The organism is Dactylosporangium sp. CA-052675 (assembly GCF_050947935.1).
Taxonomy (GTDB): Bacteria; Actinomycetota; Actinomycetes; order Mycobacteriales; family Micromonosporaceae; genus Dactylosporangium.
In genome coordinates this window covers 7,592,072-7,614,942 of record NZ_CP192010.1, presented here as the reverse complement: position 1 = coordinate 7,614,942, position 22,871 = coordinate 7,592,072, and the positions used below count along the sequence as shown (strand labels likewise).

At 73.4% G+C, this 22,871-nt stretch carries 22 protein-coding genes; 12 read left to right on the top strand and 10 right to left on the bottom strand.

The annotated features are described in order from the left end of the window. Nucleotides 1–85 precede the first annotated feature (85 nt). The 5 genes from ACQP1P_RS33980 (at nt 86) to ACQP1P_RS33960 (ending at nt 6,327) form a co-directional block, all read left to right on the top strand. Nucleotides 86–1,150, top strand: coding sequence for an ABC transporter substrate-binding protein (locus ACQP1P_RS33980; RefSeq protein ID WP_433077236.1), 1,065 nt, complete (start codon nt 86–88; stop codon nt 1,148–1,150). After that, nucleotides 1,147–2,934 (top strand): ABC transporter permease subunit, encoded by a 1,788-nt coding sequence (locus ACQP1P_RS33975; protein ID WP_433077234.1) that lies wholly within the window; start codon nt 1,147–1,149, stop codon nt 2,932–2,934. Before ACQP1P_RS33980 ends, ACQP1P_RS33975 begins: the two co-directional genes overlap by 4 nt. Further along, nucleotides 2,931–4,022: an ABC transporter ATP-binding protein gene (locus ACQP1P_RS33970; protein WP_433077232.1), complete on the top strand. Its 1,092-nt coding sequence runs from the start codon at nt 2,931–2,933 to the stop codon at nt 4,020–4,022. The genes ACQP1P_RS33975 and ACQP1P_RS33970 overlap by 4 nt, the downstream gene beginning before the upstream one ends. Nucleotides 4,023–4,033: 11 nt before the next feature. Beyond that, nucleotides 4,034–4,795 carry an IclR family transcriptional regulator gene (locus ACQP1P_RS33965; RefSeq protein ID WP_433077230.1) on the top strand — a complete coding sequence of 254 codons (762 nt, stop codon included), beginning with the start codon at nt 4,034–4,036 and terminating at the stop codon, nt 4,793–4,795. Between the two features lie 74 nt (nt 4,796–4,869). After that, entirely contained in the window at nt 4,870–6,327 is a 1,458-nt protein-coding gene (locus ACQP1P_RS33960) for an NAD-dependent succinate-semialdehyde dehydrogenase (RefSeq protein ID WP_433077228.1), read from the top strand. Between the two features lie 64 nt (nt 6,328–6,391). On the opposite strand, the gene ACQP1P_RS33955 is transcribed toward ACQP1P_RS33960, so the two are convergent. After that, the gene (locus ACQP1P_RS33955; protein WP_433077225.1) at nt 6,392–8,116 is read right to left on the bottom strand and encodes a fibronectin type III domain-containing protein; all 1,725 of its coding nucleotides are present in this window, start codon (nt 8,114–8,116) and stop codon (nt 6,392–6,394) included. Between ACQP1P_RS33955 and ACQP1P_RS33950 the strand changes: the two genes are divergently transcribed. The 4 genes from ACQP1P_RS33950 to ACQP1P_RS33935 all read left to right on the top strand — a co-directional run bounded on the left by ACQP1P_RS33950 (nt 8,097) and on the right by ACQP1P_RS33935 (nt 10,677). Then, nucleotides 8,097–8,318, top strand: a complete 222-nt coding sequence (locus ACQP1P_RS33950; RefSeq protein WP_433077223.1) for a hypothetical protein — start codon at nt 8,097–8,099, stop codon at nt 8,316–8,318. The two genes, ACQP1P_RS33955 and ACQP1P_RS33950, sit on opposite strands and share 20 nt — an antisense overlap. Nucleotides 8,319–8,323: 5 nt before the next feature. Then, on the top strand, nt 8,324–8,515 hold the full coding sequence (locus ACQP1P_RS33945) for a hypothetical protein (RefSeq protein WP_433077221.1): 192 nt from the start codon (nt 8,324–8,326) through the stop codon (nt 8,513–8,515). 128 nt (nt 8,516–8,643) lie between these two features. Continuing rightward, the gene (locus tag ACQP1P_RS33940) at nt 8,644–10,452 is read left to right on the top strand and encodes a methyl-accepting chemotaxis protein (RefSeq protein ID WP_433077219.1); all 1,809 of its coding nucleotides are present in this window, start codon (nt 8,644–8,646) and stop codon (nt 10,450–10,452) included. A gap of 45 nt (nt 10,453–10,497) precedes the next feature. Then, nucleotides 10,498–10,677 carry a hypothetical protein gene (locus ACQP1P_RS33935; protein WP_433077217.1) on the top strand — a complete coding sequence of 60 codons (180 nt, stop codon included), beginning with the start codon at nt 10,498–10,500 and terminating at the stop codon, nt 10,675–10,677. Here the strand turns inward: ACQP1P_RS33935 and ACQP1P_RS33930 are convergent. Both ACQP1P_RS33930 and ACQP1P_RS33925 read right to left on the bottom strand, forming a co-directional pair. After that, complete coding sequence (locus ACQP1P_RS33930) at nt 10,649–11,257, bottom strand: class I SAM-dependent methyltransferase (protein ID WP_433077215.1); 609 nt, start codon at nt 11,255–11,257, stop codon at nt 10,649–10,651. The genes ACQP1P_RS33935 and ACQP1P_RS33930 overlap by 29 nt on opposite strands. 61 nt (nt 11,258–11,318) lie before the next feature. After that, nucleotides 11,319–12,122: a hypothetical protein gene (locus tag ACQP1P_RS33925; RefSeq protein ID WP_433077213.1), complete on the bottom strand. Its 804-nt coding sequence runs from the start codon at nt 12,120–12,122 to the stop codon at nt 11,319–11,321. Between the two features lie 250 nt (nt 12,123–12,372). Between ACQP1P_RS33925 and ACQP1P_RS33920 the strand changes: the two genes are divergently transcribed. Then, entirely contained in the window at nt 12,373–13,536 is a 1,164-nt protein-coding gene (locus ACQP1P_RS33920) for an MFS transporter (protein WP_433090208.1), read from the top strand. A gap of 17 nt (nt 13,537–13,553) precedes the next feature. Here the strand turns inward: ACQP1P_RS33920 and ACQP1P_RS33915 are convergent, their stop codons facing one another. After that, a complete protein-coding gene (locus ACQP1P_RS33915) occupies nt 13,554–14,078 on the bottom strand; it encodes a DUF488 domain-containing protein (RefSeq protein ID WP_433077212.1) in 525 nt (174 codons plus the stop codon). Between the two features lie 202 nt (nt 14,079–14,280). Beyond that, nucleotides 14,281–14,667 carry a hypothetical protein gene (locus tag ACQP1P_RS33910; RefSeq protein ID WP_433077210.1) on the bottom strand — a complete coding sequence of 129 codons (387 nt, stop codon included), beginning with the start codon at nt 14,665–14,667 and terminating at the stop codon, nt 14,281–14,283. Between the two features lie 291 nt (nt 14,668–14,958). On the opposite strand from ACQP1P_RS33910, the gene ACQP1P_RS33905 reads away from it, so the two are divergent. Continuing rightward, entirely contained in the window at nt 14,959–15,645 is a 687-nt protein-coding gene (locus tag ACQP1P_RS33905) for a hypothetical protein (protein WP_433077208.1), read from the top strand. 134 nt (nt 15,646–15,779) lie between these two features. After that, nucleotides 15,780–16,622 (top strand): PHP domain-containing protein, encoded by an 843-nt coding sequence (locus ACQP1P_RS33900; protein WP_433077206.1) that lies wholly within the window; start codon nt 15,780–15,782, stop codon nt 16,620–16,622. Nucleotides 16,623–16,645: 23 nt separating this feature from the next. Here ACQP1P_RS33900 and ACQP1P_RS33895 read toward each other — a convergent pair whose 3' ends face one another. The 5 genes from ACQP1P_RS33895 to ACQP1P_RS33875 all read right to left on the bottom strand — a co-directional run bounded on the left by ACQP1P_RS33895 (nt 16,646) and on the right by ACQP1P_RS33875 (nt 22,664). Then, nucleotides 16,646–17,968 carry a cytochrome P450 gene (locus ACQP1P_RS33895; RefSeq protein ID WP_433077204.1) on the bottom strand — a complete coding sequence of 441 codons (1,323 nt, stop codon included), beginning with the start codon at nt 17,966–17,968 and terminating at the stop codon, nt 16,646–16,648. 167 nt (nt 17,969–18,135) lie between these two features. Then, nucleotides 18,136–18,996 carry an SMP-30/gluconolactonase/LRE family protein gene (locus ACQP1P_RS33890; protein WP_433077202.1) on the bottom strand — a complete coding sequence of 287 codons (861 nt, stop codon included), beginning with the start codon at nt 18,994–18,996 and terminating at the stop codon, nt 18,136–18,138. A 64-nt stretch (nt 18,997–19,060) separates the two neighbouring features. Next, complete coding sequence (locus ACQP1P_RS33885) at nt 19,061–19,408, bottom strand: STAS domain-containing protein (RefSeq protein WP_433077200.1); 348 nt, start codon at nt 19,406–19,408, stop codon at nt 19,061–19,063. 1 nt (nt 19,409) lies between these two features. Continuing rightward, on the bottom strand, nt 19,410–21,860 hold the full coding sequence (locus ACQP1P_RS33880) for a SpoIIE family protein phosphatase (RefSeq protein ID WP_433077199.1): 2,451 nt from the start codon (nt 21,858–21,860) through the stop codon (nt 19,410–19,412). Nucleotides 21,861–21,863: 3 nt separating this feature from the next. Beyond that, nucleotides 21,864–22,664, bottom strand: a complete 801-nt coding sequence (locus ACQP1P_RS33875) for an alpha/beta fold hydrolase (protein ID WP_433077197.1) — start codon at nt 22,662–22,664, stop codon at nt 21,864–21,866. Nucleotides 22,665–22,871 lie beyond the last annotated feature (207 nt).

Genomic DNA, 22,871 nt, shown 5'->3' with positions numbered 1-22,871 from the left:
TGGAAGTCACACTTTCACTGTATGGAAGTGTGACGCGGGTGGGTCGTCGTGCCCAACCGGCCGCTCCGACCAAGAAGGAACCCTTATGCGAACAAGTCTCGGCGTGACCGGGGGCCGGCGTCGCGTCAGTGCCGTGCTGGCCGCGGTCGTCGTGGCCCTGGGCATCACGGCCTGCTCGGGCGGCGGGGATGAGAAGGGGTCGATCACGTACGCCGGCTTCGGCGGCACCTACCAGGACGCCGTCAAGGCGACGCTCTTCGAGCCGTACTCGAAGGAGACCGGGGTCAAGGTCCTCTACGACAGCAGCGGCTCCGACGTCGCCAAGCTGGTGCAGATGTCCAAGTCCAACTCGATGACCGTCGACCTGATCGACGCCGAGGACTCCTCGCTGGCCCAGTTCATGGCCGCCGGCGTGCTGCAGCCGATCGACACCAAGAGCCTCAACGGTTTCGCCGACCCCAGCGCGGTCACCGAGTACTCGGTGCCGTGGTACACGTTCTCGCGCAACCTGTTCTGGAACAAGGACAAGGTCCCCGGCGGCCTGCAGTCCTGGGCCGACCTGTTCGACACGAAGCGGATCCCGGGCAAGCGCGGCATGGTGGGCCTGCCCTGGGGCATCCTCGAGGGCGCCCTGATCGCCGACGGTGTCAAGCCCGCCCAGCTCTACCCGCTCGACCTCAACCGCGCCTTCGCCAAGCTCGACACCATCCGCGGCGACACCGTCTTCTTCAAGTCCAACGGTGATCTGCAGAACGCCATCTCCCAGGGCGAGATCACGCTGGGCTACGGCAACCTCGCGCGGATCAAGAGCATCGCCAAGAGCGGCGCGGTGCCGCTGGACTACACGTGGAAGGGCGCCGTCCTCTCCGTGCAGCAGCTCGTCATTCCCAAGGGGGCGCAGCACGAGCCGGACGCCTACAAGGCGATCGAGTACTCGTTGAAGCCCGAGGTCCAGAAGGCGATCATGGACAGGCTCGGCTACACGCCGTCGCTGAAGTCGGTGCTCGACGGCCTCGACGCCGAGGCGCGCGCCGACCTTCCCGGCACCCAGGAGACCGCCAGCGACGAGACCTTCCGCATCGACGTGAACTGGTGGGCCAAGAACGGCGCGGACGTGCTCAAGCGCTGGCAGGACTGGCAGAACGCGTGACCATCACCCCGGCATCCCCGAAGGTGGACCGTCCGGGGCCGGCCTCCCGCAGCGCGGGCGGCCGGCCCCGCCGCCGGCGCGGCTGGGACCTGGGCGGGGTTCCCGCGGTCGTCGTCGTGACCCTGGTCTTCGTACTCCCCGTCGCGATCCTCTGCCTGCGCAGCGTGACGGAACCGACCTTCGGCCTGGAGAACTTCACCCGGCTCCTCGGGCACTCCGGCTACGTCGACAACATCGTGCGGACGATCCTGATCTCCGCGGCCTCGACATTCGTGGCACTGCTGCTCGGCTACCCGATCGCGTACCAGATGGTGCACGGCGGCGCCTGGCTGCGCACCTTCCTGACGGTGGCGATCATGGCGCCCTACCTGACCTCGATCCTGTTGCGGTCGTTCTCCTGGCTGGTGATCCTCGGACGCCAGGGCCCGGTCAACAAGCTGATCGAGCAGTTCGGGCTGGAGCCGATCGCGATGGTCTTCACCCCGATCGCGGTCGTCGTCAGCCTCGCCCACTACCTGTTGCCGCTGATGATCCTGCCGCTGGCCGCCACGATGCGCTCGGTCGACAACTCGCGGATGCGGGCCGCGACCAGTCTGGGCGCCGGGCCGGCCCAGGCGTTCATCCGGATCTATCTGCCGCTGACCAAGCCCGGCATCCAGGCGGGATCGGTCCTGTGCTTCGTGTACGGCATCGGCGCGTTCGTGATCCCCGCGCTCCTCGGCGGCTCCAAGGGCAGCATGCTCGGCCCGCTGATCCACAGCGCCATCAAGGAGAGCGGCGACTACGGCCTCGCCTCCGCCGCCGCTCTCGTGCTCGGCGTTCTCGTCCTGGTCATCGTCCTGGGCTTCCAGCGGCTGACCGGGATGTCGACGACGGAGCTCGCCGGGCGGTCCGGTCCCGCCGCCACCCGGGTGGCCCGCGCCAGGCGCGGCGGCGGGCGCATCCTCAGGCTCGCGGGGCGCGCGGTCGGCGGACTCGACCGCCTCGGCGTCACCCGCGGCCGCAGGCTGCCGAAGGTCGTGGCCGCCGTTCTCGGCGCCCTCGTGCTGGCGCCCCAGTTCATCGTCGTGCCGATCTCGTTCGCCTCCACCCAGGCGCTCGTCTTCCCGCCGATCGGGTACTCGACCCAGTGGTACTCGGAGTTCTTCACCGAGAGCTGGCTCGACCCGCTCACGGTCAGCGTCCGGATCGCGGTGTTCGTGACCGTCATCGCCGGACTGCTCGGGACGCTCGCCGCGATGGGCGTCGTCCGGGGGACGGTCCGCCGGTGGGGCGCGCTGACCTCGACCCTGATGATGCTGCCGCTGCTGTTCCCGACCGTGGTCGCGGCCGCCGGCTTCTACGTGGAGTTCGAGCGCATCGGGCTCGTCGACACCGAGCTGGGGATCGTCCTGGCCCACGTCACGCTGGCGCTGCCGTTCGTGTTCAGCGTGGTCAGCGCGGGGCTGCGCTCGCTCGACCCGGCCTACGAGCGGGCCGCCTCCAGCCTGGGTGCGAACCGGGCGGTCCAGCTGCGCCGGATCGTGCTGCCGCTGATCGCCCCGTCCGTCGTGACCGCCGCCCTCTTCGCGTTCCTGACCTCCTTCGACGAGTCGACGGTCGCGATCTTCCTGTCCGGCGTCCACGTCAAGACGCTCCCGAAGCGGATCTTCGAGGCGCTCTCGCTGGAGACCAACCCGACCGTGGCGGTGATCTCCGTCTTCGTCATGGCGTGCGCCGCTGTCATCTGGCTCGGCTATGCGCTGTTCCGCCGCTTGACCCGGACCTCGAGGAGCAACGCATGACCGCCGGCCATGGCGCGATCCAGTTCGACAACGTCCGCAAGGAGTACGCCGACCACGTCGCCGTCGACGACCTCACCCTCACCATCGAGCCCGGTGAGTTCTTCACGGTGCTCGGACCGTCAGGATCGGGCAAGACCACGACCTTGATGATGCTGGCCGGGTTCACCGACCCGACCTCGGGGACCATCCGCGTCGACGGCGTCGACATCGCGCGCGTGCCCAGCGACAAGCGCAACATCGGGGTCGTGTTCCAGGACTACGCGCTCTTTCCCCACATGTCGGTCCGCGACAACCTCGCGTTCCCGCTGGAGATGCGCAAGGAGCCGCGCGAGGTCATCGCCGAGCGCGTCGACCGGGCACTCGAGCTCGTCGACATGGCCGCCGCGGCCAACCGGCGGCCCGACCAGCTCTCCGGCGGCCAGCGACAGCGGATCGCGGTGGCGCGGGCCGTCGTGTTCGACCCGGCGTTCCTGCTCATGGACGAGCCGCTGGGCGCCCTCGACCGGAAGCTGCGGCAGCGCCTGCAGGTCGAGCTCCGGCAGCTCCAGCAGGCGCTGGGGGTGACCATGGTCTACGTCACCCACGACCAGGAGGAGGCGATGTCGATGTCTGACCGCATCGCCTTGATGCACCACGGCCGGATCGAGCAGATGGGGACGCCCCGGGAGCTCTACGAGCACCCCCGGTCCGCCTTCGTCGCGGACTTCCTCGGCACCAACAACATGTTCGCGGTCCGTCCCGAGGCCCCGGGGCGGCTCAGCGTCGACAACGGCGGGCTGCTGCCGGTCGACGACGGCAGGGTCCTGCCCGCCGACGCGTCCGTGGCCGCGGTGCGTCCGGAGCGGATCGCACTGACGAACGTCGCGGCGGCCCCGCCTGCCGGGTTCAGCCACTGCACCGGCAAGATCACGCATCGTCTATACCTCGGATCGCACACGATGTATACCGTTGACTCCGCGACATTCGGCCCCGTAAGGGTGCAGATGCAGCACGACGACGGTGAACATCCCTACCGCACCGGCGAGACGGTAGGCATGATCTGGCGGACACGTGACGTGAACGTCTTCGGCTCGACGGCCGAACGATGAAGGGGGCCACATTGACCGAGCTGGAAGACGAGCCCACCGAGCAGCGCGGCGTCAGATCGGTGATCCGTGCGCTCAACCTGCTCTCCGCGGCCGCTCGCGGGAGCCGGACGCTGACCGAGCTCGCCGGCCAGGCCGGGGTCAGCCTGAGCACCGCATCGCGGCTGCTGGCCACGCTCAAGATGGCCGACTTCCTGGAACAGCACGAGGACGGCCAGTTCTTCCCCGGACCCGAGCTGACCGCGCTGCTCTACGCCGGCGACCAGTGGTCGGGTATCCGCAAGCTCGCGGGAGAGGTCGCCGCCAGCCTCCGCGACGAGCTCGACGAGACCGTGGCGTTCTTCGTCCGCTCCGGCAACGACCGTGTCTGCATCGAGTCGGCGGAGTCCCGCCGGCTGGTGCGGAGGGTCTGCCACCCCGGCGAGCGCGGGCCGGTGTACCTGGGCGCCGCGGGCAAGGCCCTGCTCGCGTTCAGCAACGCCGAGCACGGCTACCTCGGCCTGCCGCCGGGCACCGAGGAGTTCAAGACGGAGTCCGGGGCCGTGCGCACGCTGGCGGATCTGCGGGCCGAATGCGCCGTCATCCGGGAACGGGGCATGGGCTACAGCGGCCGCGAGTCCACCGAGGAGTCGTGGGCGGTCGCGGCGCCCATCTTCCAGGGCGGCCTGCTGCTCGGCGTCCTGGCCGTGGTCGTCCCGATGACCCGCTCGGACGAGCAGTACATCGCGAAGATCCAGGCGGCGCTGCGGCGAGCGGCGGCGGCCAGCAGCCGCTGAGCGCCGCGCCGGTCGCGTCGCCCGGTGCGGTGCGAGCATCCCTTGCCCGACAAGCCCGAGGAGCTCATGCGCTCATGCCCGGACGTACGCTGCCCGGACCCGGTCGGTTCGGCCTCTTCATCGGCGGTGGTTGGCGCGAGGCGGAAGGGGGAGCCACCTTCACGGTGCTCGACCCGGCCGACGGGTCCGTCCTCGCCTCGGTCGCCGACGGCTCGGCCAGGGACGCGATCGAGGCTCTCGACGCCGCCGACGCCGCCCGGCCGGAGTGGGCGGCGAGCGCACCACGCGACCGCGGGGAGATCCTGCGCAGGGCGTTCGACCTGATCCGGAGCCGGGCGGACGAGCTGGCCGAGCTGATCAGTCTGGAGATGGGCAAGACGGTTGCCGAGGCCAGGGGCGAGGTCGCCTACGGCAACGAGTTCCTCCGGTGGTTCTCCGAAGAGGCGGTGCGCATCCACGGCCGATGGATGCACGCCCCCGACGGGGCCGGCCGCCTGCTCACCATCCGCAAACCGATCGGCCCCTGCCTGCTCATCACGCCGTGGAACTTCCCGATGGCGATGGGGACGCGCAAGATCGGTCCGGCGATCGCCGCCGGCTGCACCATGGTGGTCAAGCCGGCCGAGCTCACGCCCCTCACGATGCTGGCCCTGGCGGACATCCTCACCGAGGCGGGGCTGCCGCCGGGGGTCCTCAACGTCGTACCGACCTCACGTGCCGCCGGGATGAGCGAGGCGCTGATGGCGGACCCGCGACTGCGCAAGGTGTCCTTCACCGGATCCACCCCGGTCGGGCGGCGGCTCGTGCGGCAGTCGGCCGACCGGTTGCAGCGGTTGAGCATGGAGCTCGGCGGCAACGCTCCGTTCCTCGTCTTCGAGGACGCCGACGTCGATGCCGCGGTCGACGGCGCGATGCTCGCCAAGATGCGCAACATGGGCGAGGCCTGCACCGCCGCGAACCGGTTCCTGGTCCATGCCGACGTTGCCCGGCGCTTCGCCGAGCAACTGGCCGATCGGATGGGCCGGCTCATCGTCGGCCGCGGCCAGGACCCGGGCGTCGACGTCGGCCCGCTGATCGACGAGCGCGCCGTCGGCTCCGTCCACCGGCTCGTCACCGGCGCCGTCCGCGACGGGGCCCGCCTGGTGACCGGCGGCCGCGCTCCCGAGCGGCCGGGCTGCTTCTACCTGCCCACCGTGCTGCTCGACGTGCACCCCGACTCGGAGATCAACGGCCAGGAGATCTTCGGGCCCGTGGCCCCCATCGGCGTCTTCAGCACCGAGGAGGAGGCGGTGCGCCGCGCCAACACGACCGAGTACGGCCTCGCCGCCTACGTCTTCACGCGCGACCTCGCCCGCACGGTGCGGCTCGCCGAGTCGCTCGAATACGGGATGGTCGGCGTCAACACCGGACTGATCTCGAACCCGGCCGCGCCGTTCGGCGGGATGAAGGCCTCGGGATTCGGCCGTGAGGGCGGCTTCGAGGGCATCGAGGAGTACCTCGAGACCACCTACGTGGCGCTGCCCGCCGGTTGACCGCGACGATACCCAGGCACGCGAAGGGGCCGCCGGGATCGCCCGGCGGCCCCTCCGCGATGCGTCAGACCCGGCGGGTGCGCCCGGCCCACAGCAGGCCGGTGCCCGTCATGGCCAGCGCGCAGCCGATGAGCAGCTGCAGCATGATGCCCGCGCCGGTGACCGGCAGCGTGCCCGAGCCCGCGGCGCGCTCCGCCACGGTCAGGGCCAGCGCCATCGAGCGGGTCGTCCCGTCGGGGGCCGCGCCCTGGGCGAGGGCCGTGTGCGCCCCCGCGGCGAGGTCCGCCGGGATGGTGATCCGCTTGCTGAACGAGCCCGTGCCGTCGGTGACCGCGGTGCCGAGCGTGCGCGGCGCCGAGTACATCGTGATGACCACCGTCGAGTAGGGCGCGAACCCGTCGCCGATGAACGTGATGTCCGCACCGGGGGCCGTGGTGCTGATCTGCCCCTTGTCCGTGGTGAGGGTCAGGTTCGTCGACGGCGGCGTCGCGGGCGCGACGGGCGCGGGCGGGGCCACCGCGGCGGACGGGCCGGCCGCGGCCGACTCCGTCTCGCCGGCGAGCGCGACGACGGTGACCGTGTAGGAGGTGCCCGCCTGGGCGCCGAGCACGCAGGTGGTCGCGCCGGTCGTCGTACACGTGGCCGGGCCCGGGTTCGCGGTCGCCCGGTAGCCGGTGATGCCCGTGGCCGGCGACGCCGCCGTCCACGACACGGTGATGGAGGAGTCGTTCGCGGTCGCCGTGACCGCGCTCGGGGCCGGCGGGATCACCGCGAACGTGCGGGTCACCGCGGCGGCCGCGGCGTAGTACCCGTTGCCGGGCTGGGTGGCGGTCAGCGAGCAGATGCCGGGCTTGAGGATCTGCACCTGCCGGCCCGACGTCTCGACCGGCACGGCGGTGCACACGTCGGTCGTGTTGCTGGTGACCGTCACGTACAGGCTCGCCGACGACGTCGGGTCGACGCTGATCGAGCTCGTCGAGGACGGCACGTCCGCGGGCTGGGCGAAGGTGATCGTCTGCGGGCCGGGCACGGCCGGGTACACCTCGATGGAGGCCGTCGTGACCCCGTTGACGAGGCGCGTGAGCCCGGTGACGTCGCTCAGCCCGGTGATGGTCTTCACGCCCGAGCCCGAGAACGCCAGCGGGACCGAGGTCGTGCAGCCCGCGACGCCCGTGGCGAGCGTCGCGCCGGCCAGCTCGATGGTGGACTGCCCGGTGGCGGCGGTGAGCGTGCCCCCGCAGTCGCTGGTCGCCGAGGCGGACCCGACGGTCACGCCGGCCGGCAGGGCGACGGTGTACCCCAGGCCCGACTTCGCGTCGGTGTCCGCGCGGTCCAGTGTGAGGTCCAGGCTCGCCGCCCCGCCGGCCACGACGGTCGCGGCCGAGAAGGTGGCGGAGAGCGTCGGGACCGGGATCGCCGTGAACGTGGCGCTGTAGTCGTACGTCGGGATCTGGGTGTTGTTCGCGATGCCCGTGCTGGCCGCGTACGTGCCGGCCTGGGTCGCGTGCACCGGCATGCTGTAGACGCACGTCGCCTGCGAGACCGACATCGACGCGCCGGCGACGACGAGGGTCCGGGCGCTGATCGCGATGAGGGTGGCGCCGCAGTCGGTCGTGCCCGAGGCGGCCTCGGCGTCGACGCCTGTGGGCAGGTACAGCGCGAAGTTCACGCCGGTGTAGCTTCCGCCGCCGGTCAGGGTCAGCGTCGCGGACCACGTGAGCGTCTGCCCGACGTCGGCGCTGGCCGCGCTGTAGTCGGCCACGAGCGAGATGCCGCTGACGTTCTGCACACCGCCGCCCGCACTCGGGCTCGCGCTGACACTGGGGCTCGCGCTGACACTGGGGCTCGCGCTGACACTGGGGCTCGCGCTGACACCCGGGCTCGCGCTGAGGCTGGGTGCCGGTTCCGCCGCCGCGGCCGTGACGGCCTTCTTGACGGTGGCATCGGCTTTCCTCTTGGCCGAAGCCTTGTCGTGCTTGGCCGTGTCTTGATGTTTTTGGCGTTTCTGGTGGTGTTTCTGGTCGCGCTGCTGCTGTGCAGCGGCCTTGGCCGGCTGCTCGGCGTGCTCGGCGGCGAAGGCCGCGGGCGCCGCGACGCCCGGGCCGGCGACGAGCGCACAGAGCACCGCCGCCCCCAGCAACGCCAGGTTGGAGCGTTGAACTCGCACAAATCCCCCCGTGGTACCTGACGAGCCACGATTCAGCCCGTCAGTACCACAAAATATGACAATTCGGTTCACCTCGGAGGGGAACTGCGAATGATCTGCGCAAACGCCGCCACATGTCCGATAGTCGTTGGTGTGGAAGGGCGCAACCCATGACCATCGCACGACGCGCCAACGTGGCCCTGGCGGTGGTGTTCGCCATCGCCCTCACCGTGGCGATCTCCGTGTCCGTGCTGGCCGCGTCGGCCCAGCGGGAGGTGTCGGACTACCGCGGGCGCATGCACCTGCTGCAGACCGCGGTCTGGGCGCTGCGCTCGGACTTCTACAACTACGACGACCAGATGAACATGTACGTCGCGGTGCTGCTCGGCGGCGACACCACCCACGCCGACCTGGCCGAGACGACGTTCCAGCAGGCGGCCGCGGCGCGCAAGCAGATGGCCGAGGACCTGGCCACGGCCCGCCGTCTCGGGTCCGGCGCCAAGCTCGGGGAGCTGGTGACCCGGCTCGGCCGCGACTACGACAGCTACAACGGCTTCGCCGACCAGGTCCGGGCCGCGGCGCAGCAGGGCGACCTCAAGCGCGCGGTCTACGTGATGACGGTGGGCAACCTGGAGCCGTCCAACGACATGATGCCCACCCTCGACGAGGCCAGCGCGCTCGTGGACAGCGAGGTCACGGCCACACTGGGCACCCTGCAGCGGCACGAGCGGACGATGCACCGCCTCGCCGTCGCCTTCGGCGTCTTCGTCATGCTCCTCGTCGTGCTGATCGCGGTGGCGCTGAACCTGGTCATCCTCCGGCCGATCGGGCGCCTGCGCGACCGGATGGCGGGCATCGCCAGCGGCGCCGTCGGCCGCCAGGAGCGGCTGGCGGTCGGCGGGCAGGACGAGCTGAGCCGGGTCGCGGCGGCGTTCAACGCGATGCTCGACGCGCTGGCCGAGCAGGAGGCCGGCCTCGCCCGGGAGCACGCGGCCCGCGACGCGGAGACGCGCGCCAACGCCGAGCATGCCCGGGCGGCCGAGGCGAGCCTGCGCGACCGGGCGCAGCAGGCCGTGGCCGACAGCTCCGTGCAGGTCCGCGAGGAGCTGCACCAGGTGATGCGCGACGTGGAGCAGGTGCTGGCCGCGGCCGCGGCGATCGACGAACGGGTCGGCGCGGCCGGGCAGCGCACCGCCGACGCGGTCCGCAACGCCGGCGACGCCGACCGGGTCGTGGGGCAGCTCGGCGAGAGCCTGCAGCGGGTCAGCGGCATCACGGCGCTGATCGCGGGGGTCGCGGACCAGACGAAGCTGCTGGCGCTCAACGCGACCATCGAGGCGGCCCGGGCCGGCGAGGCCGGGCGCGGCTTCAGCGTCGTCGCCGACGAGGTCAAGCAGCTGGCCGGCACCACCACCGAGTCGACCGCCGAGATCTCCAGCACCATCACGTCGCTGGAGGCGAACACGGCCGCGATGGGCGGCGCGATCGCGACCGTGACCGCGGGCATCGGCGGCATCGACGAGGTCACCTCCTCGCTGAGCGCGGTCGCCGACGAGCAGCGCCGCGTGGTCGAGGCGCTGCGCAACCGGGTCGCGACCACCATCGAGCGGATCGAGTCGATGGCGGACCTCGGCGACCGGCTGGAGCGCCGCCGCCACCCGCGCGCCCCGCTCCCGGCGGCCGCGACCCTCGGGCAGGGCGGGCAGTCCTACCCGGCCGACCTCACCGACGTCTCCGAGAGCGGCGCGCGCTGCCGGACGGACGCGGCCGGGCCGCGCGGCGGCGACGTGGACCTGGTGCTGACCGTCCACGGCGAGCGCCTGGCCCTGCCCGCGCGGATCATGCGCGCCGACCTCACCCCGGACGGCCTGGAGCTCGGCCTCGAGTTCACCGGCACCGCGACCGCCGCCCGCGGCCGGCTGCGCGACTACATGCGCGAGCTCACCGAGGCGCGCCGGTTCGACGCGGTGCCGGGCTGAGCACTGACACGAAACCGTCATGGACCGTGTGTATGGTCTGCCGGCATGACTGAGCCGTTGGCGAAGCGGCTGCGGACGGCCACCGTGGTGCTGTGCGCCGCCATCTGGGGTTCCGGCTACGCGGGGGCGTCGCTGGAGCTGGTCTCGTGGGAGCGGATCTTCGCGGTCGGCACCGCGGGCTGCGCGCTGCTCATCCTCACGACGTGGCTGCTGACGCGGGAGTGAACCGGGCCAGCAGCACGGTGTCGTGGCGGTGGTGGGTGCCGGGCGGCGCGGGGGCGGTGCGCGGGCGCGTCTCGTCGGCCAGGATAGTCCACTGTGGACCGAGGAGCGCGGCGACGTCGGCCGGGTGGTAGTAGTCCTCGGCCCGGAACCCGCTGTCGGCCGGCACCTCGGAGACGTCGTGGCCGACGTAGAGCAGCAGACCGCCCGGCGCGACGGCGTCGAGCAGCCCGCGCAGCGCCGCGTCGCCGGCGTCGCGCCGCAGCGGGAAGTACTGCGCCGACACGAGGTCGAAGGCGCCCGCCTCCGGCCGGCTCGTGCTCAGGTCCGCCTCCGTCCACGTCACGCGGCCCCCGGGGTCGAGCGCGGCCCCGCGCCGCAGGGCCGTCGGGGCGATGTCGACGGCGGTGACCCGCCACCCGCGGTCGGCCAGCCACAGCGCGTCGCCGCCCTCGCCGCAGCCGACGTCGAGCGCCCGCCCCGGCTCCAGCGCGCCCGCCTCGGTGACGAGCACGCCGTTCGGGTTGCCGCTGAAGAGCCGGTCCTGCGCGCGGTACCGGTCGTCCCACTCCTGTGCGTCCATGCCGCCCACCATGACCCGGAACCGCCCGGCGTGGCGAATCGCTTTGCCGTTCCGGCAAACCTCACTGCATCGCGGTGGCGACCGGGTGCTCGAACGAGGCCGGGCAGCCGAACACGTACAGCGAGTAACCCCGCCCGATGACCACCCCGGTCGGCGTGACCGGCGCGTCCTCGACCGGCTGCCAGCTCGCCGGCCCCTCGCTGGAGGCGGCGGTGAACAGCAGCGTCATCGGGGCCCCGCACGCCTCGCAGTCCATCGGCAGGGGGTCGGTGAGCGACCAGTTCGCGAACCCGCCGAGCTTCCAGCCCGGGGCGAGGGAGAGGTCGTACTGGTACCGCGACCCGAACCGCTCCCGCACCCGCGCGGCGAGGTCCCCGGGCAGCGAGCCGATGTAGTCGTACTCGCGCACGCGCTCCGGGTGCACCACGCACGGCGCCGGGACGTACTCCTCGTGCACCTCGGCCGGCGAGGGCGGCTCGGCGAGGACCCGCGTGACGTCGGCCGCGCGCCGCCAGAAGACGCGCACGAGCGGGTTGTACCCCTCGTCCAGGTGGTCGAGCGGGCACCACAGCACCTGCAGCACGTCGGTGCCGGGCGGGCCGGCGAAGTCGGGGGCGTCGTGGCGGTACACCTGGGCGACGGGGATCATCGGGGTCGGCAGCGGGACCGGGTCGTCGTGGTCGTCCGCGTCGCACACGGGCCACGGCTCGCCGGCCGGCCAGAGCAGCGGGCCGCCGATCGAGCTGTCCGTGACCGCGGGGGCACCGGGCCGCGGGTGCAGCCGCGTCGCCGTCGTCGTGTGCGCGCCCAGCTCGGGGAAGACGGCCGCGACGTCCAGCGGCCGGGGTGGGGTGGTCCGCGTCATGCCCCGAGCCTAGGGCGGGGCCACGCTCGCGGCCGAGACCCGGCCCGGCGCCGCGCTCGCCGGGGGAGTGGTGCCGCTTTTGTGCAAGGATCGCAGGGCGGTCAGCGAGGCGATGCCGCCGAGGCGGTGCTGTTCGGCCCGGGCGTGCTCTTCCTGCTGCGGCTCCTGGTGGCGCTGGGAATCTGGTTGCTCGCGCGGGGGTTCGCTCGCGTAGTCTCCCCGGGTGCTGCCGGTCCCGTTCCGCTGGTTGATGAGCGCCTCCTGGTCGACCAATCTCGGTGACGGGATCGCGGTCGCGGCCGGCCCGCTGCTCGTCGCCTCGCTGACCGACGACCCCTTTCCGGTGGCGCTCGCCGCACTGCTGCGGTGGGCGCCGCCGCTGCTGTTCGGGCTGCACGCCGGGGTGCTCTCGGACCGCGTCGACCGGCGGCGGATCGTGCTCGTCGCGCACACCTCGCGCATCCTGGTGCTCGCCGGGCTGGTCGCGGCCGTCGTCACCGGCGTCGTCACCGTGGCGGTCGCGCTCGCGGGCCTGGCGCTGCTGGCCACGGCCGAGGTGTTCGCCGACAACACCACGCAGACGCTCGCGCCGATGCTCGTGCCCCGCGAGGACCTGGCCACCGCGAACGCCCGGCTCACGACCGGGTACATCACCATGAACCAGCTCGTCGGCCCCTCGGTGGGCGCCACCCTGTTCGCCGCCGGGCGGGCCTGGCCGCTGCTGGCCCAGGCCGTGCTGATCGTGGCGGGCGTGCTCATGCTGCTGCCCATGCGCCTGCCGCCGCTGCCGAGACCCGGCCGGGACTCCGCCGGCATCCGGCGCGACATGGTGGAGGGCTTCCGCTGGACCGTCGCGCACCCGGCGGTGCGCACGCTCGTGCTGACGATCCTGGTCGTGAACCTGGCGTTCGGCGCGGCCTGGTCGGTGCTGGTGCTGTACTGCGCCCAGCAGCTCGGCCTCGGCCCGGCCGGCTACGGCGTGCTCACGACGGTGTCGGCGGCGGGCGGACTCATCGGCACCGCGATGTACGGCCGGCTGACCCGGCACGTGAGCCTGGGCAACATCATGCGGGTGGGCCTGCTGATCGAGGCGTGCACCCATCTCGGCCTGGCGCTGACGCACTCGGCCGTGGTCGCGGGCGTGATCCTGTTCGTCTTCGGCGTGCACGTGTTCATCTGGGGCACGACCTCGGTGACGGTGCGCCAGCACGCCGTACCGGCACACCTGCAAGGCCGCGTGAACAGCGTGAACACGGTGGCCGTCTTCGGCAGCCTGGTGATCGGCTCGGTCATCGGCGGCGCGCTGGCGACGCGGCTGGGCGTCGCGGCGCCGTTCTGGTTCGCCTTCGCCGGGACCGCGGTGTTCGTGGCCCTGCTGTGGCGCTCGCTCACGCAGATCGCGCACACCTCCTGAGACCGGCAGCGTCCGCGTCAGAGGCCGGGCAGCGGCGGCTGGGCGTCGTACACCGGCCAGCCGTCCTCGCCGCGGCGGACGCCGGGGCTGAGGCGGTGCGGTTCGCGGGCGGCGCCGAGGTGCTCGACCCGTGCGCCGCGGATGGTGAGCGCGTCGGCGACGAGCATCCGGTGGCACTGCGTCCAGTTCGACTCGGCGCACATCACGACCTGCGCCTGCGGGGCGGCGACGAGCGCGTCGATCGCGTCCCGGAACGCGGGGGTGTCCATGTGGTCGGCGTACCCGGCGGAGGCGGGACTCGGCACGGCGGTGTGCCGCGAGCCCGTCCGGCCGGTGCGGTGCCCGCCGAGCGTCTCGCCCTGCCAGGTGTACTCCAGCCCGGCCGCGCGGATCGCCCCGGCGAGCGCGTCCCGCCCGAACTGCGGGTGGCGCCGGGAGCCGGGAAACCGCCGCACGTCGACGAGCGTGCCGACCCGCGCCTCGGTGAGGATCGCGACGAGCTCCTCGACGGTGCGCGCCCCGTGCCCGACGGTGTGGATCACGTCCCGGCCTCGAGGCTGACGGGCACCGTCATGCTCCGCCCGCCGACGTCGAGCGCCGCGGCGGGCGCCGTGAGCACCGGGACCCGACCGGGCCTGCGTGGCATGCTGCCACCGTAACGCGCGACGGCCGGGACGCGAAGCTCGCGTCCCGGCCGCCGCGGTGTCGCCGCGCGTCGACGGGCCTCGACGGCGGCGGGGTGGGTCAGCGGTGGTGGTGGTGCCGGCGGCTGTTGTACTCGTGGGCGACGAGCACGTACCTGTTGCTGCGGCCGACGCGGTAGCAGTCGGAGTCGTCCCACATGCCGGCGCGCTCGCCGACCCAGCCGGCGGCGGTGCAGGCGCGCTTGTTCTGGAACGTGCGCACGACCCACGACTGGTCCCAGTCGCGGTTGTCGCGGTGGCCGTCCCACGAGCCGTGCCAGCGGCCGTCGCTGCCCGGGCCGCGGCGGTCGCCGGGGTGGTTGTCGCCGCCCGGGCGGGGCTGGGCGATGTTGCCCTTGCCGTCCTGGACGGTGCTGGCCGACGCGGCCGACGCCCCCATGCCCACGACCGCGGCCGCGGCCATGGTCATGCCGGCCAGTGTCAGCATTCGCTGAACGTTGCGCATCTTCACGATCCCCCTCGTTGTTGTGACGATGCGATTACGTTAGGTAGTTTTCCCGGCGAATATCGGCAAAACCACTCATACGTTTGGTTTGTCTATAGAAGCCCTATAGTCGTCTAAAACGGACGGGCCGCTACCGCGCCGGACCCGGCGGCTGATCGCGACCCGAACGACGACTCCCACGCCCGGCGGCCGCGGTAGGCCTGCCGGGCGAGCCCGCGTGCGCCGCCGTCGCGGCGGCGGACGGCGGTTGCGCGCGCGGCCTAGCCTGGCGCGGTGGTGGTCGCCGGGGTCGTGGGCGTGGTGCTGGGGCTGCTCGCGTTCGGAGCCGATGCCGTCGGCGGGATGGCCGGGCAGGTGCTCGTCGCGCTCACCAGCAGCGGCTTCTCCTGGGGGCTCGCGGCCTTCCTCGTCGGGCGTCTCGCGGCCGTACGCCGGCAGGCCGTCGCCCGCGCCGCGGTGCTCCTCGTGGCCGCGACGCTCGTGTACTACGGGCTCGTCGTGTTCGTCAGCCGGCGGTGGAGCGGCGGCTACCTCGAGGACGGCTCCTCGGCGGACATGATGGGGCTGCTCTCCGTCGCGAAGATGACCGCGCTCTGGCTCGTCGGGTCGCTCGTCGCCGGCCCGGTGCTCGGGCTGCTCGGGCATGCGGTGCGATCGGAGCGTACCGATGCCGCGGCTCTGGCGGCCGGGGTCGCGTGCGGGGCGCTGTCCGGCGAGGGGTGGCAGTCGGTGGCGGTCGTGGAGCCGTGGCGGCTGCTGGGGTTCGCCGACGGGCGTGAGGCCGACTTCGTGCGCGGGGTCGTCGCCGGCGAGGTGCTGCGAATCGCGCTGCCGGTCGGCGTGCTGCTGTGGCTCGCCTTCCGGCATCGGCTCCGGGGCTCGTGGCCCGTCCTGCTCGGCGCGTTCGTGGTGAGCGGCGGGGCCGCGGCGTTGTGCTGGTACGCCGTCTACCGGATCTGAACCGGGCGCCGGTCCCGGCTGACCGTGACCATCCGGCCGTGACCCATCTGGCCGTGACCATCCGGCCGTGACCATCCGGTCGTCGTCACGGCGCCCGCGGACGGGCCCGTGCGACGGCGTGACACCATGGCCGGGTGCTGCCCGCCGACAGTCACGTGCACAGCGAATGGTCCTGGGACGCCCCGCTGGCATCGATGGAGCGCACGTGCGCCGAGGCGATCCGGATCGGGCTCGCGGCCGTCGCCTTCACCGAGCACCTCGACCACACGGTCTGGCCCGTCGCCGTCGAGGGCCCCTACGTCAACGAGCACCTCACCGCCGTGGCCGCGGCCGACGGGCTCCTGACGCCTCCCGCGTTCGACGTCACCGGATACCTGGCGGCGATCGAGCGGTGCCGCGAACGGTTCCCCGACCTGCGCATCATGAGCGGGCTGGAGCTGGGTGAGCCGCACTGGCACGCCGCCGCCTGCGCGGACGTCCTGCGGGCCGGCCGGTTCGACCGGGTGCTCGGCTCGCTGCACTGCCTGGCGCACGGCGACGGGTTCGCCGAGCCGTGGGGCATCTACCCGCACCGCCCCGCGGCGGAGGTCATGCGGCGGTACCTGGCCGGCGTCGTCGACCTCGTCACCGGCAGCGACGCCTTCACCGTCCTCGCGCACATCGACTACGCGGCGCGCTCCTGGCCGGCCGAGGCCGCGGGGCCGTTCGACCCGGCGGCGTTCGAGGAGGAGTTCCGCGCCGCGCTGCGGGCGACCGCGCGGTCCGGCCGCGCGTTGGAGATCAACATCCGGCTCCCGATGCGGCCGATCCTGCTGACCTGGTGGCACGAGGAGGGCGGGGAGGCCGTGTCGTTCGGCAGCGACGCCCATCTGCCGGCGGCCGTCGGGCACGGGTTCGCGGCGGCGGCGCGGATGGCCGAGGCCCACGGGTTCCGGCCGGGCCGTCACCCGTACGACCTCTGGCCCCGGGCGCGCTGACCGGCCCGATCGCGCGGGCGTGATCAGTTCCGGCGGGCGACCGCCGACATCGCGAAGCGCTTGCCGGGGTTCGGGCCGGGCGTCGCGGTGATGCGCAGCGGGCGGCCCGGCCGCGCCGGGGTGAGCCGCAGACGGCGGACCAGCATCGCGACCGTGGCCACGGCCAGCACCTGGGTCATCCCGGCGCCGAGGCACGTGTGGCCGCCGACGGAGAAGGGCGCGTACACCGCCGCCTTCCGCGCGGCCGTGAAGTCCCGGTCGACGTCGAAGCGCTCCGGGTCGGGGAAGTGCTCGGGGAGCTGGTGCGGGACGCAGGTGGCGACGAGCACCCGCTCGCCGCGCTCGATGCGGCAGCCCGCGAAGTCGAACGCCTCGACCGCCGTGCGCGCGGAGCCCGGCGCCGGCGGGTAGACCCGCAGCGTCTCCATCACCAGGCCGTGCAGCGCGGGCAGGTCGCGCAGCCGCTCGAACGCGAGCGGACCGTCGCCCAGCACGGCGTCCACCTCGGCGGTGACCCGGGCGAGCAGGCCGGGGTCGCGGAGCAGGACGTCGATCATGAAGCTGTAGAGGTACGCGACCGTGTTGACGCCCGCGAAGTAGCCCTGCAGCGCCATGCCGGCCCGCACGCCGAGCGGGTACGGCTCGCCGTGCTCGTCGACCGCGTCGAGCGCCTGGTCGAGCAGGTCGCGCGGCCCCTCCCGCGTCGCGGCGGCCCGCTCGGCGGCCCGCTCGGCCAGCGACTCGCGGGCGAAGCGGTGGATCTCGGCCCGGGCGCGGCGGTAGCCGGGCCACCGCAGCGTCGCGGCCGGCCACTTCCCGGCGATGGTGACGTCGAGGACGAGCTCGAAGGCCGAGCGCAGCGTCTCGAACCGCGCGGCCGAGCTCGCGCCGGTGTACGCGATCGACAGCTGGGCCGCGGCGAGCCGCTGACACCCGTCGACCACGCCCAGCGCGGGCCGCCCCGCCCAGCCGTCGAGGATCCGCCCGGTCTCGGCCGTGACGGCGTCCCAGCGCGCGGCGAGCAGGTCCCGCGACAGCCCGGCGCCGAGCAGCTTGCGCAGGTGCCGGTGGGGCCGCCCGCGCAGCACGTGGACCCGCATCCCGAACTCGCGGTTCAGGCCGCCGAGGCTCTCCTCGCTGGTGAACACCGCCTCGCCGCGCTCGAGCAGGAACCGGTTCGCGGCCGCGCCGGCCATGATGACGAAGGCCTGGTTCAGGGCCCGCACGCGGAACACCGGGCCGGCGTCGCGGTAGGCGTTCACGAAGAACTGCTGGACGTCGCCCATCATCGCCAGCGCGTTGCCCAGCACCGGGACCCCGGGCACGGCGGGCGGTCTCTGCGTCACAGCAGGGAATTGTCCGCCATGGATGTCGTGAAGGCCAGCGCCGCCCGGCGGCAGGGGCTCCTCCGGGCGGCGCGACCCGCCGCGCCCGACGACGTCGAGGCCCGGCCGGGGTGGCCAGGGACCGCGCGAACGAGAGCACGACGGCGTCCCGCTCGTCGCAGCAGGCCTCACCGGCCGGGGACGCCGACCTCCACCGCGAGGACCCGGCCGCTGCCGGGCGCCACCATCTCGGCCTCGGTCATGCCGTTCCAGATCGCGGCGGTGATGAACAGCGTCGATCCGCCCAGCGCGCAGGCGAACGCGCCCCGGTCGAGCTCGACGCTCGCCAGCACCCGGCCGCCCTCGGCGACGCGCACGCAGCGGCGGTGGGGCACGTCGGCGTACCAGGCCGCCCCCTCGGCGTCGAGGCAGATGCCGTCCGGGACGCCGTCGCCGAGGTCGGCCCAGACGCGGCGGTTCGACAGGCCGCCGTCCGCGCCGATGTCGAAGCCGAGCAGGTGGTGCCGGTAGGAGTCGGCGACGACGAGCGTGGCGCCGTCGGCGGTGACGGCCATGCCGTTGGGGAAGGCGATGTCGTCGGCCTCCTGGCGTACCGACCCGTCGGCCGCGGCCACGAAGACCGCCCCCGGCCTCGCCTCGGCCCCGCGCATCACGTCGAAGTCGACGCGGTTGACGAACACGTTGCCCCGGTGGTCGGCCGCGATGTCGTTCCAGCCCGGCTGCCCCAGCTCGGCGCGTGTGACGAGCTGACCGCCGGGCTCCCGGCGCAGGAGCCGGCCGTTGGGGGAGTCGACGATGAGCAGTCGTCCGTCGCCCGGCGGCCACGCGATGCACAGCGGCAGCGAGGGCACGCGGGCGAACACCTCGCTCGCGCCGTCCCCGCCGAGCGCGATGACCTCGCCGGCGGTCCAGTCGGCGAAGTACAGCCGCCCGTCGTGCCAGCGCGGCGACTCCACGAGCCCGAGTCCGTCCATGAGCACCCGCATCGCGTCCCACCCCTTCGCCTCGTCAGGATTCTGCCCTGACACGAACGGCGACCCACCCGGATCGACAATCGGGCGGTACGAGTTTCCCGGCCGCGAAGCCGCCCGGCTACCGCGTCATCGCGGCGACGGCGGCGTCGACGTCCTCGGTCAGCAGGTCGGGCAGGAAGCCGATGAGGTCGAGGGTGAACCGCACCATGCCGTCGGCCGGGGCGGCCACGCGCACCGGGGCGCCCCGGTCGCCGAAGGCGGTCACCATCCGGTCCAGGCACAGCAGGCCCGCGCTGTCGAGGAAGGTGGTCCTGGTGAGGTCGACGACCACGCCGGTCGTGGCGCGCACGCTCGCGAGCACGTCGCGCTCCACGAGCGGCGCCGTCGCGTGGTCGATCTCGCCGAGCAGCGCGACGATCTCGCAGCCGCCGGCGGAGTACACCCGGACCTGACGCTCCCCGCTCATCTCAACGCCCCCCGCCGGCCGCGCGGCGGCGCATCAGGACCGTGGTGCCGCCGGTACCGCGGTCGATCACGAGCTCGTCCATGAGGCGCCCGATCAGCGCCAGGCCCCGGCCCCGCCGCAGCGCGGTGCGCGGCGGGCGCCACTGGCCGGTGTCGCTCACGCGCAGGGAGACGGCGTCGCCGTCGACCTGGGCGAGGACGCCCACGGTGCGGGCCTCGTCGTGACCGTACCCGTGCTCGATCGCGTTCGCGACCGCCTCCGCGGTGGCCAGGACCACCCCGAAACGGTCGTAGTCGCCGACCCCCTGCTCGCGCAGCCAGGCGTCGAGGGCCGCGCGGAAGCCGGCGAGGGCCTGCATGCGCGCCGGCACCTCGACCCGGAACGGCGGCGCGTCGGCGTAGTCCAGCGCCAGCAGGCACATGTCGTCGTGCCCGCCGCCGCCCGGCAGCATCGCGTCGCTGAGCTCGGTGGCCAGCGAGCCCAGCGGCGTGCGCCAGTGCTCGGCGGCCGCCGCGGCGAGCCGGTCCAGGCCGTGGTGGAAGCGCTCGCCGCGGCGCTCGACGAGCCCGTCGGTGTAGAGCACCAGCCGCGAGCCGCGCGGCACGGTCAGCGTCGCCTCGCTGCGCGTCCGCCCCGCCGCGGTGGCGCCGAGCGGCCCGGAGCGCGCGCCCCACAGGAAGCTCGACGCCCCGCCCGGCTCCACGAGCAGCGGCGGCGGGTGCCCGGCGCACGCGTACCGCAGCATTCCGCTGTCCAGCGCCAGTTCGGCGTACGCGAGCGTGGTCATCTGCCCGGCCGCGAAGTGCGAGACGAAGTCGTCCATGTGCCGCAGGACCTCGGCCGGCCCGTCGTGCGCCGTCGCGAGCGCGCGCACGGCGCTGCGCAGCTGCCCCATCGCGCTGGCCGCGTGCAGGCCCCGGCCCACCACGTCGCCGACGACGATCCCGACGCTCTCGGCCGAGGTCGCGAACACGTCGTACCAGTCCCCGCCCACCTCGAGCGTGTGCACCGCCGGCCGGTACGCGGTCACCACGTGGTAGCGCGGGTCCGCCGGCCAGTCGCCGCTGAGCATGCTGCGCTGCAGGGTGTGCGCCACCTCGCGGTCCCGCTCGGCCAGCCGCGCGTTGTCCAGCGACAGCCCGGCCCGGTCGGCGAGGTCGGCGATGAACTCCGGCCCGACGTGCCCGGCGCCGGCCGCCTCGCCCCCGGCCAGCAGCAGCGTGCCGAGCATCGCGTTGCGCGCCCGCAGCGGCAGCACCAGCGCCCGCTCGCCGTCGATGGTGATCAGCGGGGCCGCCACGGGTGCCGCTGCCGTCCGCCCGGCCGCGTGCACCGAGGCGAGCACGTCGTTCGGGATCGTCCAGCCCCCGCCCGGCCGCGCGGGCGCGGACGCCCGCCAGGCCGGCTCCCCGGGCGGGGCGGCGGCGTCGAGGTCGATCTGGGCGTAGCCGGCGACGTCGGGCACGAGCAGCTCCACGAGCCGCCGCGCCCGCGCGGTGAAGCCGACGGTCTCGTCGAGGTCGCGGCTGAGCCGGGCCAGGAAGCCCGACTGCCACGCCCGGCGCGTCGTCTCCTCCAGCAGCCGGATGCGCTCGAGGGCCTGCCCGGCCTGCCGGCCGACGGTCCGCATGAGCTCGATCTCGTCCTCGCCGAACGCGCGCGGGCGCGCGGGCTCCGCCTCGCAGGAGCCGGGCCGGTCGGGCGCGAACACGAACGACACCGCCCCCAGCACCCGCTGATCCGCCAGCATGGGCGAGACCAGGCGCAGGCCACCGTCGTCCTCGGCGTGCCGCACGACGTCGAGCAGGGCCGCGGCGCGCGCCTCCGGGGCCTGGTCGTCGAGCGAGAGCAGCTCGTCGGCGACGCCGAGCGGGCGCAGCGCGGCCTGTGCCGGGTCGAGCAGCCACACGCGGGTCGCCGAGGCCGCGAACGCCTCGTCGCCGACCCGCGCGATCGGCGCGACGATCTCCTCGGCCCGCTCGATCGCGGCGCAGCGCACCACCATCTCCTGCAGCAGCCGGATCCGGGTCGCGTTGCGCTCGGCGCTGCGGCGCTCCTCGAGCAGCTGCCGCTCGTACGTCCGGCGCTCCTTCGCGTCGAACACCGTCATCCGCACGAGGGCCTGGCTGCCGGCCGGACCCGCGCGCAGCACCGCGTTGACGAACGCGTCGAGCCGGGAGCCGTCGGCCTTGCGGAACTCGGCCGCCGCCTCCCGGACCTCGCCCTGCATGTGCAGCAGCGGCGCCAGGTGCGTCTCGTGCCAGATCCGGCTCCCGGCGGCGTAGAACTCGTGCACGCGCCGGCCGGCCAGCTGGTCGCGGCGCCAGCCGGTCCAGTGCAGGAACGTCCGGTTCACGCGCACGATGGTGCCGTCCGGCAGCAGGGTGAGATACCCGCAGGGGGCGCTGTCGTAAAGTTCCTCGGCGTTCTCCTCGGGCAGCGGCTCCGGCACGCGTCAGCCCGTCCGCAGGAAACCGTCGATCGCCGCGAAGGTCTCGTCCGGGGCGCTGAGGTTCGGGCAGTGTCCGGTCGCGTCGAGCACGACGAGGGTGCTGCCGGGGATGTTGGCGTTGCAGTACGCGCCCACCTCCCGCGGCGCGATGACGTCCTCGGAGCACTGCAGGATCAGCGTCGGCACGCTCACCTTGCCCAGGTCCGCGCGGTTGTCGGAGCGGAAGGTCACCTCGGCGAACTGCCGCGCGATCGCCGGATCCGTGCGGCAGAAGCTGTTGCTCAGCTCCTCGCCGAGCTCCGGCCGGTCGGCGTTGCCCATGATGACCGGCGCCATCGCCGCGGACCAGCCGAGATAGTTGCTGTCGAGGCTCTCCAGCAGCTCGTCGATCTCGCCGGCGCTGAAGCCGCCATAGTAGTCGTGGTCGTCGATGTACCGCGGAGAGGGGCCGACGAGGACGAGCCTGGCGAACCGGTCCGGCTCGGCGTTCGCCGCGAGCAGCCCGATCATCGCGGCGACCGAGTGCCCGACGAACACGACCCCGCGCAGGTCGAGCTCGTGCAGAATCCCGAGCAGGTCGTCGGCGTAGGCGCCGAGCGAGGAGTACCGCCGGGGGTCGTAGGCGCCGAGATCGGAGTTTCCGGCCCCGACGTGATCGAACAGCACGACGCGATGATCGTCGGCGAACCGCGGCGCGACGAGCCGCCACATGTTCTGGTCGCAGCCGAATCCGTGCGCGAAGACGACGGCCGGGGCGTGCTCGGGGCCAAGCAGCCTGACGTTGTTACGCTGCACTGCGCTCACGGCCCGTGACGTTACTCGTGCCCGGCGTGCGCAAACAAGGGCCCACACGGCCCGACGGCGGTGGGCGGGCCCGCGCAATCCGGCCTTCCGGTGCGCATTTCGGCTGCTCGTGCCCGCCGGTCGAGCCGCTGCGCCGGCGATGCGGGTACACCCGATCGTTGGAACGTTTCCTCCGCCGCCGGCCCCGGCGGTGTCCACTTCGGAGCG